Source organism: Natronorubrum halobium (assembly GCF_051351675.1).
GTDB lineage: Archaea > Halobacteriota > Halobacteria > Halobacteriales > Natrialbaceae > Natronorubrum.
In genome coordinates, this window is the sequence record NZ_CP195595.1 from 566,837 (window position 1) to 579,163 (window position 12,327).

10 protein-coding genes are annotated in these 12,327 nt (G+C 65.7%); 4 read left to right on the forward strand and 6 right to left on the reverse strand.

Annotated elements, in window-relative coordinates; all coding sequences use genetic code 11:
• Positions 1 to 127 precede the first annotated feature (127 nt).
• The gene (locus ACSFC7_RS02740; RefSeq protein WP_436346234.1) at positions 128 to 2,623 is read left to right on the forward strand and encodes a DEAD/DEAH box helicase; all 2,496 of its coding nucleotides are present in this window, start codon (positions 128 to 130) and stop codon (positions 2,621 to 2,623) included.
• A gap of 175 nt (positions 2,624 to 2,798) precedes the next feature.
• Positions 2,799 to 4,892, forward strand: a complete 2,094-nt coding sequence (locus ACSFC7_RS02745; protein ID WP_436346235.1) for a cation:proton antiporter — start codon at positions 2,799 to 2,801, stop codon at positions 4,890 to 4,892.
• 6 nt (positions 4,893 to 4,898) lie between these two features.
• Here ACSFC7_RS02745 and ACSFC7_RS02750 read toward each other — a convergent pair whose 3' ends face one another.
• The 4 genes from ACSFC7_RS02750 to ACSFC7_RS02765 all read right to left on the reverse strand — a co-directional run bounded on the left by ACSFC7_RS02750 (position 4,899) and on the right by ACSFC7_RS02765 (position 8,616).
• Positions 4,899 to 6,467, reverse strand: coding sequence for an HTTM domain-containing protein (locus ACSFC7_RS02750; RefSeq protein WP_436346236.1), 1,569 nt, complete (start codon positions 6,465 to 6,467; stop codon positions 4,899 to 4,901).
• 348 nt (positions 6,468 to 6,815) lie between these two features.
• Positions 6,816 to 7,544 carry an Sjogren's syndrome/scleroderma autoantigen 1 family protein gene (locus ACSFC7_RS02755; protein ID WP_436346237.1) on the reverse strand — a complete coding sequence of 243 codons (729 nt, stop codon included), beginning with the start codon at positions 7,542 to 7,544 and terminating at the stop codon, positions 6,816 to 6,818.
• A gap of 71 nt (positions 7,545 to 7,615) precedes the next feature.
• Positions 7,616 to 8,044, reverse strand: coding sequence for a GNAT family N-acetyltransferase (locus tag ACSFC7_RS02760; protein ID WP_436346238.1), 429 nt, complete (start codon positions 8,042 to 8,044; stop codon positions 7,616 to 7,618).
• Between the two features lie 107 nt (positions 8,045 to 8,151).
• Positions 8,152 to 8,616: a TIGR00725 family protein gene (locus tag ACSFC7_RS02765; protein WP_436346239.1), complete on the reverse strand. Its 465-nt coding sequence runs from the start codon at positions 8,614 to 8,616 to the stop codon at positions 8,152 to 8,154.
• A gap of 250 nt (positions 8,617 to 8,866) precedes the next feature.
• Between ACSFC7_RS02765 and mdh the strand changes: the two genes are divergently transcribed.
• Positions 8,867 to 9,781 (forward strand): malate dehydrogenase, encoded by a 915-nt coding sequence (mdh, locus tag ACSFC7_RS02770; RefSeq protein ID WP_436346240.1) that lies wholly within the window; start codon positions 8,867 to 8,869, stop codon positions 9,779 to 9,781.
• A gap of 61 nt (positions 9,782 to 9,842) precedes the next feature.
• On the opposite strand, the gene ACSFC7_RS02775 is transcribed toward mdh, so the two are convergent.
• Positions 9,843 to 11,282 carry a cytochrome P450 gene (locus ACSFC7_RS02775; protein WP_436346241.1) on the reverse strand — a complete coding sequence of 480 codons (1,440 nt, stop codon included), beginning with the start codon at positions 11,280 to 11,282 and terminating at the stop codon, positions 9,843 to 9,845.
• Between the two features lie 80 nt (positions 11,283 to 11,362).
• Between ACSFC7_RS02775 and ACSFC7_RS02780 the strand changes: the two genes are divergently transcribed.
• Entirely contained in the window at positions 11,363 to 12,019 is a 657-nt protein-coding gene (locus ACSFC7_RS02780; RefSeq protein ID WP_436346242.1) for a helix-turn-helix domain-containing protein, read from the forward strand.
• 34 nt (positions 12,020 to 12,053) lie between these two features.
• Here ACSFC7_RS02780 and ACSFC7_RS02785 read toward each other — a convergent pair whose 3' ends face one another.
• Positions 12,054 to 12,299, reverse strand: coding sequence for a ferredoxin (locus tag ACSFC7_RS02785; RefSeq protein WP_436346243.1), 246 nt, complete (start codon positions 12,297 to 12,299; stop codon positions 12,054 to 12,056).
• Positions 12,300 to 12,327 lie beyond the last annotated feature (28 nt).

Sequence of the window (12,327 nt, forward strand, 5' to 3'; positions counted from 1 at the left end):
ACGCGCTGCTGCGTCAAAATCGTCGTCTCCAGGGGCCGCGAGCGGATGCCGTCTCTCGAACAGTGCGGAATTTCACTTCCGCCACGGTACGAGAACCCTTATTCGCGCCGACGGCGAACCACCGCCAATGGCAGCAACGGACGAGGGCACAGATATTCCCTCTATCGAGCATCCGCTCCTCGAGCCGAACTTCCTGGAGCGCCGGCTCTACCAGCTCAAACTCGCCGGTACCGCCGCGAACGGGCACACGCTCGTCTGTCTCCCGACGGGCCTCGGCAAAACCACCGTCAGCCTGCTCGTCACGGCGCGCAGACTCGAGGAGGTCGGCGGAAAAGCGCTGATGCTCGCCCCGACCAAACCGCTCGTCCAGCAACACGCCGATTTCTACCGCGAGGCGCTGCAGATCCCCGACGAGGAAATCGTCGTCTTCACCGGCGACGTGAGCCCGGACGACCGCGCCGAGACGTGGGAGCAGGCGACGGTCGTGATGGCGACCCCGCAGGTCATCGAGAACGACCTCGTCGGAAGCCGAATCTCGCTTTCCGACGTCACCCACCTCACCTTCGACGAGTGCCACCGCGCGACCGGCGACTACGCCTACAACTACATCGCCGAGCGCTACCACGCCGACGCGAACCAGCCGCTCGTGACCGGGATGTCGGCCTCGCCCGGCGGCGACGAGAAGGCCATCCTCGAGGTCTGTGCGAACCTCGGCATCCAGGACGTCGAGGTGATGACCGAGGAGGACGCCGACGTCAGCGAGTTCACGCACGACACCGACGTCGAGTGGGAGCGCATCGACCTCCCGGAGGACGTTATCGAGATCCGAGACGCGCTGAACGAGGTGATCAAAGACCGCCTCGAGAAACTCAAGGAACTCGGCGTCGCGAAGTCGATCCAGCCCGATCAGTCCCAGAAGGATCTCAACCGAATGCGCGCGGAACTCCAGCAGCTGATCAACAACGACCAGTCGGAGGGGTTCAAGGGCATGTCCGTCCACGCGGAGGTGATGAAACTCCGGCAGGCCGTCACGCTCGTCGAGACCCAGAGCGTCGAGGCGGTGTGTCGGTACTTCGACCGCCAGCGCAATCAGGCGCGGTCGTCGGGCGCGTCGAAAGCGAGCCAGCGGATGGTCTCGGACCCCCGCGTCCGGGAGGCCATGCGCAAAGCCGAGAGCTTCGACGAACTGCATCCGAAGTACCGCAAGACCCGGATGCTGCTGGCCGAGACGCTGGGGCTCGAGGGCGGCGAACGGGTCATCGTCTTCACTGAGTCCCGCGACACGGCGGAGGCGCTGACCGAGTTCCTGAACGACAGTTTCGACGCCAAGCGGTTCGTCGGGCAGGGCGACCGCGAGGGGTCGGACGGGATGACCCAGAACCAGCAACAGGAGGTGTTAGATCAGTTCCGCGCCGCCGAGTTCGAGGTGCTGGTCTCGACGTCGGTCGCCGAGGAGGGGCTGGACGTCCCCGAAGTCGACCTCGTGCTGTTCTACGAACCCGTCCCGACCGCGATTCGGTCCATCCAGCGCAAGGGACGAACGGGCCGCCAGTCCGAGGGTCGCGTCGTCGTCCTCATGGCCGAGGACACCCGCGACGAGGCCTACTTCTGGATCTCCCAGCGCCGCGAGAAGGAGATGGAGTCGGAACTGCGCGAGCTGAAGGGGATGGCCGACACGCTCGCCGAGGAACTCGACGACTCCCAGCAGGCGCTGACGGACTTCGACGGCGCCACCGGAGAGAGCGAAGTGGAAGTGGACGGAGACAACGAAAAATCCGCCGCCGTCGGCGGTTCTTCCAGTGGAAGTGAGGGGGTTTCGACACAGCCCGGGCTCCAGGATTTCTCGAACGACAACTCGGAATCGAGTACCGACGAATCGGGTGCCGGAGCGAGCGAACCGAACGACGATGACGCTGTAATCGAAGACGAGACGGTCGAAACGCACGAACCGCACGCCGAGGGCGATGGGATCGAAATCGTCGCCGACCAGCGCGAGATGGACGCCAACATCGCGCGGGATCTCTCGAGGCGCGAGGAGATCGAGATCCGCCTCGAGACGCTCGACGTCGGCGACTACGTCTGTTCGGACCGGGTCGTCGTCGAGCGCAAGTCCGTCGCGGACTTCGTCGACTCGCTGGTCGGCGGCGACCGGTCGATCTTCGAGCAGGTCGGCGCGATGGCTCGCCACTACTCGCGGCCGATCGTGATCGTCGAGGGCGACGGAATCTACGAACAACGGGACATCCACCCGAACGCGATTCGCGGCGCGCTCTCGAGTCTCGCCGTCGACTTCGGCGCGAGCGTGTTGCGAACCGAAGGCGAGGACGAGACGACCGAACTGCTCGCGGTGATCGCCGGTCGCGAGCAGGAGACCGCCGACCGGGAGGTCTCGGTCCACGGCGAGAAGGGAGCAAAGACGGTCGCCGAGCAACAGGAGTACGTCGTCTCCTCGATCGCCGAGATCGGGCCGGTGACCGCGCGATCGCTGCTCGAGGAGTTCGGCACCGTCGAAGCCGTGATGATCGCGAGCGAGGACGAACTGCAGGAGGCCGACGGCGTCGGATCGGTGACCGCCGAACGGATGCGCGAGGTCATCGGAACCGAGTACACGGGATCGAACTGATCGGCGCCCGAATTACCGTCTCCGTACGTCTCGAGCCGACGGCTGTTTCCACGAACTACTGAAACGGTAGCGCACCGAGACGATCAGCGAGGGCACCCAGTGACAGACCCAACGACGAGCAGGAGGAGTCGACAGTGATCTCATGAACGGAGCCAGTGCAGTACGATCCTCGTCGATGCAGTCGTCAGCGAGTGCGGGGACAGCGACACCGCTGGCGACCGGCCCGTCGCTGACGCCGCCGTTCGACGATCCCGTGCTCATCTTCGGGCTCGCGATGGTGATCTTCCTCGTCGCGCCGCTCGTCCTCAAACGCTACCGACTTCCGGGGATCATCGGCGTCATCCTGATCGGGGCGGCAATCGGTCCGAACGGTGCCCACCTGCTCGAGCGCGACGCGACGATCCAGTTGCTCGGCGAGGTGGGCCTGATCTACCTGATGTTCATCGCGGGCCTCGAGATCAACCTCAACCAGTTCATCGAGTACAAGGACCGCAGCATCGTCTTCGGGCTGTTCTCGTTCGTCATTCCGCAGGCGGTCGGAACGGTAGTCGGCGTCTACGTACTGGATCTGACGGTCGCCGCGGCGTCGCTGTTCGCGGCCGTCTTCGCCTCGCACACGCTGCTCGCCTATCCCGTCGTCAACCGACTCGGCATCGCGAAAAACGAGGCGATGACTGCGACGATCGGCGGGACGATCCTGACGGACACGCTCGCGTTGCTCGTGCTCGCGGTCGTGATCGCCTCCGTCGACGGGGCCTTAGACGCCGCGTTCTGGATACAACTCGGCGTCGGCCTGACGGCCTTCTTCGTCGGCGTCTGGCTGCTCGTCCCCCGACTCGGACGCTGGTTCTTCCGCATCCACGACGAGGAGAGCTACTTCGAGTTTCTGTTCGTGATGGCCGTCCTCTTCGTCTGTGCCTTTCTCGCCGAACTCGTCGGCGTCGAACACATCATCGGGGCCTTCCTCGCCGGCCTCGCGCTCAACCGGCTGATCCCGGAGTCGGGGCCGCTGATGAACCGCATCGAGTTCGTCGGGAACGCGCTGTTCATCCCCTTCTTCCTGCTCTCCGTGGGGATGCTCGTCAACGTAGGCGTCCTGCTCGAGGGAGCCGGCACGCTCGTGATCGCGGGCTCGCTGATCGGCATGGTCCTGACGACGAAGTACGTCGCGGCGTGGACGACGGGCCGGATCTACGGCTACGACCGCGACGAGGTTCTCGGCATGTTCGGACTGTCCGTCGGCCAGGCGGCCGCCGCCCTCGCCATCGTCCAGATCGGCTTCGAGGCGGGCGTTCCCGGCTTCGATCAGCACATGATCAACGCCGTCGTCCTGATGATCCTCGTGGTGAGTCTGATCAGTCCTGCGCTCGTCGAACGCGCCGGGGGTGCGCTCGTTCGCGCACGCGAACACGAGGAGTACGACCCGAGCGACACGCCACAGCGGATCCTCGTCCCGGTTTCGGCCGACTCGCGATACAAGGAGTCGTTACTGGATCTTGCGTTTACGATCCGGAACGAGCGCGACGACGAGCCGATCCACACCGTGGCGGTGGTCCGTCCCGACGCGAACACGAAGACGGAAGCGAAAGTCGCCGAGGCGGAGGAGCTACTCGAGGAGATGGAGGCGTACGCCTCGGGTGCCGAAGTCCCGATCGAAGAGCACACGCGCGTCAACCACAACATCGCCTCGGGCATCGTCCACTCGACCGTCGAGAACCGAATCACGACGCTCGTCATCGGCTGGGACGGCGCTCGGTCGCGGACACAGCGGGTGTTCGGTCACACCATCGATCGGGTGCTGAGCCGAACGGACCAGTTGGCGCTCGTCGGTCGGGTTCGCGAGCGGCTCAACACGACCCAGCGGATCGTCCTCGTGCTCCCGCCAGAGATCGACCACAACGACGGGTTCTCCGAGGCGCTGCACACGGTGAAACTCATCTCCGAACAGACGGGCGCGCCGATTCGGGGACTCGTCGTCGACGGGGATCCGGCGCAGTTCGAGCGGCTGTTCGGACTCGTCGAGCCGGACGTACCCGTCGAGTTCGTCGACCTGAACGGCTGGGACGGCCTGCTCGCCACGCTCCGCGACGACGTCCGTTCGGACGACCTCGTCGTCTGCACGAGCGCGCGCCGGAACGACCTCGGGTGGGACCCTAAACTGCAAACGCTCCCGAAGAGCATCTCGACGCTCACGGACGGTAACTTCGTCGTGATGTATCCGGCGACCGAGGAGCGGGCCGACGATCGGCAGTTCCTCCGGTTCTCCTGAGGAATCTCAGCACCGCTGTTCGACGAGCGTGATCTGACGCGGCTCCTCGTACTCACCGTCGACCGGACTCTGTTGGATGAATCGATGGATCGTTACCGTCTCGAGGTCGTCGCCGAGATAGGGCGTTAACTGGTCACAGACCCAGTTGGCGTACTCGCCGGATATCATTTCAGTCGGTTCGTTGCCCGCCGAGTTACGGACCGACTCCATGTATTTGCGGTGGCGGAACGTCTCGTACTCCTGCGATGCGTCCGGTGGACGGTCGCTCACCACGGCTTCACCGTTGAAGGCGTTGAACGTCGATCCGTCTTTCGTCTCCGCTTCGGCGACGTACCAACTGTACGACTGCGACGGGTCGGGCGTGTACAACCCCCATCGCTGTTCGTCGGGAAGGTTCGATTCCATCTCGTCCGGAACGGCCATCCCGGTAGCGTGACTCGCGCTAAACACCAGGATCCAGACGAGAAAGATGACACCGACGACGGTCTTCAACGATCGACCGTACGTAACGACGAACGAGGTGGTCGATTCGTGACCCCGTCGACGGAGGGCGTCGAGTACGCGCCGTTCCACGGGCGGTCGGCCGATCGGGCCGAGGTGGGACGCGGTCGGGAGTCGATCGACCAACCGTCGAGACGGGATCAGCGAAGCGGCCGTATCCCAGAACGGAGCCGTGAGGAACGGAAGCACCGCTGCGATCAGAACGAGCGGAAACAAACCCACGGACATTACCGGCAGCATTCCGAGGAACGCGCCGATATACGCGAGGGTAAAGAGCGCTCGCAACCGCCCGGTAGTACACAGGAGGAACACGACCGAACCGGTCAGTAACGTCACCCATATCCAGTTGAGAGCCTCCAGGAGCGCAGGGTAATTCCCGAGGTGATTGCCGAGATAGATCGTCATCACGTCGTTGGCGAGGGCGATTCCGATCGCTTCGCCGGCGAACCACGTATCGCCACCGTGTTTGAGAACCGCGTTTTGAGTCAGGACGGCGATCGGCTGGACGAGAAGCGCGGCGGTCGTGAATCCGACCACGGTAGTCCGCGCTGTGCCGCGACGGAGCGCATCGATCGACCACCGTTCCCCCAGCGGGACCAGAATCGCGACCAGGAGCAAGACTCGGAGTAATCGGTCTGCGCCGTTGAGGACCAGCGGATTTCGCACCTGTAACGAGACGAGCAGCAAAAGCGAGACGAGCGCGACCAGTCTCGTTCGATACCCCAGTATCAGTGCGATCGCAAACGCCGCGGCGACCGCGAACAGCAACTGCTGAAACCACAGTTCGCCGGAGAGACCGTGAAGCGAGTAGCCGTCGTACAGACTGGACGTAGCCTCGTAGAGCGCAACCGGATAGACTCCGTCGTCGGTGTAGAAGTACCGCATATCCCGTGCCCGGTGGAGCAGGTCGACGAGGATGATCAGACCGAGTGCGATACGAAGCGCCGCAAGGGCGCGCGTATCGATCTCGAACCGAGACCGAACCCGTCCGTGAACCGCCTCGAGTCGATTACCGAGAGAGCGAGCGCCGCCAGTCTCGAACCCCTCTCGGTCCGGTTTTAGCTCTCCACCCATGGTTCTCGAATCACCTCTGGACGGGCTGTGTAACGTTCCCAGCGGTCCGGCCTCCCAGCAGAGACACTCCGCTTTTCGAAGGGGAACATGATACCTCATGTGAATAAGTCCGACATAAGTTTTGTGTGTTTCCTAACCGGAAGTCGCGTTTCGCCTCGAGTATGCCACCCCCCGTCCGAAAAGAGCCGGCGACGGTCAACTACGGGAACCGAGAGACCCGCACGTCACCGCTGTACGAACACGGCTGCGGCGACAACGAACTGAAGGAGATCCAGCCGCCGAAGTTCTGGCATCGCCGTCGTCACACGGCGAGCCGAACCGAGCGCCCGGGCACCGAACCGCACTTCCTCACCGCAACGTCTCGAGCGTCTCGCTCGCCTCGCGAGCGGCCTCGAGACACTCCGTCGCGTACCGCGGATCGTCGGTCTCGGCGGCCATCCCTGCAAACTTCTCGAGGGCCTGCACGAGCGAGGCGTGGGCGGCCTCGAGGTCGCCGTCGGCGGGCGAGGAGGTCGCAGGAGTCCGGCGCGTCGGCCGACGGTCGTCGGTCGACCCCGTGGCGGGTGCTGGGGCGGGCGACGGCTCCTGGGACTGTGCGTCACCCGCGCTGCTCGAGTCGGTCGCGGGAGCCGGATCGGTCGCGCCGCTCGAGTCGGTCGTCACGCTCGAGTCGGCCGGGTCGTGCCCCCGAGCGGCCGCGGGATCGACTGCCGGGCTACTGTCAGCGGCCGCCTCACCGTCCTCGGCGTCGGTCGGACGCGACGGCGCGCGGTTCGGCGTTGCATCCGGCTCCTGGGTCTCGGTAGCGGTGGGCTCCTCGTCGGCCGTCTCCTCGGCCGGCTGGGCCTCGAGATCCGTTCCCTGAACGGCGTCGGGGTTGCCGTGACAGCTCGGACAGAACGTGGTGCCGTCCTCCTGGAAGAGCGGGTCGCCGCAGGTGCCACAGTGGGCGTTCGTCATCGTGGCCCCCTTGAGCAGCAGGTCGCTCATGCGCTGGGTCGCCTCGCGCTCCTGTTCGTCGCGCTCGTACTTCTCCCGAAGTTTCTCGCGTTCGGCTTCCTTGTCGAAGTCGCTCATACTCGTCTAGAGGGAGCGGAACGTCGAAAAAGCTGCGAAGGGTCACGCGCTCGGAAATCGGCGGCGGGCCGCTAGTCGATCCGGCGGTACATCCCCTTCGAGGCGGGGCGGACGTCCTCGAAGCCGAATCGCTCGTAGAAGCCGTCGACGTCGGCCACGAGGTTCACGTACGCCTGCGGCGGCGCCGTCTCCTCGATGTAGGTCTCGAGGGCCTTCATAATCCGCGTGCCGAGTCCCCGTCGCTGGTGGTCCGGATGGACCGCCATATCCGAAATCTGGTAGACGGTGCCGCCGGCGCCGACGATTCGCCCCATCCCGACGGGTTCGTCGGTCGGCTCGTGAACGGCGACGACGCCGTACAGCGAGTTCGGCAGGCCGCGTTCGATCCCCTCGCGCGAGCGCGGCGGCATCCCCGCGGCCTCGCGTAACGCGGCAAAGGTCTCTGGCTCGGGGAGGTCCTCGCGGAGACGGTACGGATCGGACGTGTCGGAGTCGGCCATGTGGAACTCGACTCGTGCGCCCGAAAAGACGGTTCCGGGTTCGGCCGTCGCGGTTCCGGGTTCAGTCGTTGCGGTCGCGGTTCCACGTGCAGTCGTTGCGGTCGGATTCAGGGCTCGCCCTCGAGCGCGGCCTCGACGGCGTCGACGGCCGCTTCAGGGGTTGCGACGGTCTCGAGATCGATCTCGATCTCGGAGACGTCGTGGGTCTCGAGGCCGACGACGGGGCGGTCGTAGATGCCGGCGAAGCCGATCTCGGTGAGCGTGCCGACGCCGCCGGTGAGCGCGACGACCGCATCGCCGTTCAGCGGGACGAGCGCGTTCCGGGCGTGACCCAGTCCGGTCGCGATGGCGACGTCGACGTACTCGTTCGCGGCCTCGCGGCGGTCGCCCGGCAGAATCCCGATCGTCGTGCCGCCCTCGGCCTTCGCCCCGCGACAGACGGCTTCCATCGTCCCGCCGCGGCCGCCACAGACGACCGTGTGGCCGCGAGCGGCGAGTTCGCGGCCGACGGCTTCGGCGCGGGCCGTCTGCTCGTCGGTGATCACACCGCCGCCGATAACGCTGACTCGCATACGAGAAAAGCGCAGGCATCGACAATGATCGGTTCGGTTTCGAGGCGGAGTCGATAGGACGGCCTCGAGACGAAACGTCCGTCAACTTTTCGGCCCCCGATGGAGGTATTCACGCCGGAACGTGGTGTTTCGCCGACGATAACTGGGCATCGAAATGAGTTCGACAGCTGTCGACAGTATTCTCGTCAGATCGTTCGAGGGAGCAGTTTTCGACGGATTTAACGCGTGGGATGGTGGAGCATTACGTGGTATGACGAAAGTTAGCGTGGTCGGCGCGGCCGGGACGGTCGGGGCCGCAGCGGGCTACAACATCGCGCTTCGGGACATCGCCGACGAACTCGTCTTCGTCGACATTCCGGATCAGGAGGATACGACGGTCGGACAGGCTGCGGACACCAACCACGGCGTAGCCTACGATTCGAACACGAGGATCCGGCAGGGCGGCTACGAGGACACCGAGGGATCGGACGTCGTCGTCATCACGGCCGGCATCCCGCGCCAGCCGGGCCAGACGCGTATCGATCTCGCGGGCGACAACGCGCCGATCATGGAGGACATCGGCTCCTCGCTCGCGGAGTACAACGACGACTTCGTCACCGTCACGACGTCGAACCCCGTCGACCTGCTCAACCGCCACCTCTACGAGGTGGGCGACCGCGCACGCGAGCAGGTCGTCGGCTTCGGCGGTCGCCTCGACTCCGCCCGCTTCCGGTACGTCATCTCCCAGCGCTTCGACGCGCCCGTCCAGAACGTCGACGCGACCATCCTCGGCGAGCACGGCGACGCCCAGGTCCCCGTGTTCTCCAAGGTGCGCGTCGACGGTCAGGACCTCGAGTTCACCGACAACGAGAAAGAGGAACTGCTCGAGGAGCTCCAGACCTCGGCGATGAACGTCATCGAGAAGAAAGGCGCCACGGAGTGGGGCCCGGCCACCGGCGTCGGCCACATGGTCGAGGCGATCATCCGCGACACCGGCGAAGTGCTCCCCGCGAGCGTCGTGCTCGAGGGCGAGTACGGCCACGAGGACACCGCCTTCGGCGTCCCGTGTAAGCTCGGCGCCGACGGGATCGAGGAGGTCGTCGAGTGGGACCTCTCCGAGTTCGAGCGCGACCAGCTCGGCGAGGCCGCCGAGAAGCTCTCGGAGCAGTACGACGAGATCGCGTAATCGTTGGTCCGACACCGCGTTTTTTCGCAGCCGATCGAGGCCCCGAGCCCCTGCAGTCACCTCACGTTCGGACGCGAACATCGAGCGGCCCGGGATCGAGCGTGATCCCGACGGACGGCTCGAGCGAGTCGCTGACACGGTCGAATTCGACGCGGCGGGCGATCGTCGCGAGCGCGAGTTGGAGTTCGACCATCGCGAACCGCAGTCCCAGACAGTGGCGCGGCCCGCCGCCGAACGGGAAGTAGGCGTACTCGGGCCGGTCGGGGTCGGACTCGAGCGCTTGACCGTCGTCCGTCCGCTCGGTTTCGGATCCGACCCCGGGTTCGTCCACGAGCCAGCGCTCGGGTCGAAACGCCTCGGGGTCGTCCCACCAGCGGTCGTCGCGGTGGATGCCGTACGCCGAGAGCTGCAGGGTCGTCCCGGTCGGAACGCGATAGCCCGACAGCACCATCGGCGACTCCGGTTCGCGGTAGACGCCGATCACCGGCGGGTAGAGCCGCATCGCTTCTCTGACGACGGCCTCCGTGTACGCGAGATCGCCGAGATCCTCGAGTCCCGGCTTCCCGTCGCCACAAACGGTCGCGAGTTCGCGCTCGAGGGCGGCCCGGACCGCGGGGCTGCCCGCGAGCAGCCAGCAGGCGACCGACAGCGCCGTGGCGGTCGTCTCGTGGCCGGCGAAGAGGAAGGTGACAAGTTGATCCCGGACCTCCTCGGCGGTGAGCCGGGAGCCGTCGGGATACTCCGCACGGGCCAGCACCGAGAGGAGGTCGTCGCCGGCCGCGTTCGTTTCGCGGCGCGTCGCGACCAGTTCGTCGACGAGGGCCTCGAGGTCGGCCATCGCCGCCTCGTACTCGCGTTCGGCGGACGTCGAAACCCACGACGGCAGAATCGACTCGAGCGCGAGTCGCCGCGGCGACGCGTAGTCGTCGATGGCGGTTACGGCCCGCCTGACCGTTTCGGCGCGAGCGTCCTCGAGCGGGACGTCGAACAGCGTTCGAGTGAGCACGCGGAGGGTGTACGTCGATAGCTCGTCCGCGAGCGAGATCGTCTCGCCGTCGTCCCAGCCGTCGAGGAGTGCCGTCGCCTCCGTGACCATCCCGTCGGCGTAGGAGCCGATCCGATCCGGGGTGAACGACGACTGCAACAGCCGTCGCTGGCGTCGCCACCGTTCGCCTTCGGTGAACGCGACGCCCTCGGGGGCGAGGAGTTCGCCGAACTCGGTCTCGAAGTCGCCCTTTCGGACCGCGTCGGAGCGCGAGACGAGCACCGCCTCGACGGCGCGCGGGTCGAAGACGAGCGCGAACTCGGTACCGTACCCCTCGTAGGCGACGACGTCGCCGTACCCCCGAGCCGACTCGACGAAACCGAGCGGGTCGCGAGCGATCGACAGCGTGCTCCCGACCACCGGGAGCCCCCGAATTCCCGGCGGACGGTCGGCGCTCGAGCGGTCGCGCTCCGAGGCTGTCGCGTCGTCGGACTGCATCGCTGGTGTCTCGGTCATGGTCGAAACGAGGACCGTGGCGAACGTCGGCGTGTTCCCGAAGCACTGAACCTCTTTATATTGGCGGACGATGTGCCGGTATGCGATCGACTGATCTGACGCTCCGGCTCCCCGAGCGGATGCAGCTTCCCGTCCCAACACTCGAGGACGAACTCGAGTTCCACCGTGAGGAACTGCTCTCCTGGCACGTCGACCCCGAGACGAAACGGGTTCGATTCCTCTCGTTGATCGTCGGCGACCGAGATGCAGTACGGGAGACGGCGGTCGATCTGGACGTCGTCCACCGGTTCGATCTCACGCCGATCGACGCGGACACGTTCTACGCCTACGCCGTGATGGACGTCCAGGCCGCCGACGCGACGCTGATGGGCGCGTTCGACGAACCCGGTCTCGTGATCGTCCCGCCGATCGTCTACACCGGTCGGGAAAGCGTCCACGTCACCGTCCTCGGCGAACCCGACGCGCTCGCGAGGCTGGTCGAGCGGTTCCCCGAGGACGTCGGCGTCGCGGTCGAACGGGTGAGCGACCACCAGCGCAGGGCCGAGACGCTCGCGGGGAGACTCACCGCTCGGCAGTTCGAAGCGATGGAAACGGCTCGAGAATACGGTTACTACGACGTTCCGCGCAGCGGTTCGCTCGAGGAAGTCGCGTCGGCGTTAGACTGTTCGGAGAGCGCGGCGTCGACGCTGCTCCGGACGGTCGAATCGCAGCTGGTGGACGCGGCGTTGCGACGATAACGGCGCGGAGAACTGCAGCCGGTCGACTCGAGAATCAGGGGATGATTTGCTCGCCGTCGTCGTCGTAGATCCTGATCGCGTCGACGGGACAGGTCCGCGCGGCGAACTTCGCGTCGAGTTCAGCGTCCTCGGGCACCTCGCGGACGAAGACGCCGTCTTTGACCTCCTCGCTATCCTCGAGGATCGCCTTCCCCTTCGATTTGTCCTCCACGAAGGCGTCCCACTCCGCGACGCACTGGAACATCCCGATACAGGTGTCCTCGTCGAATTCGACTCTCATGAGCGGTGGTTGGACCGATCGTCGTAAA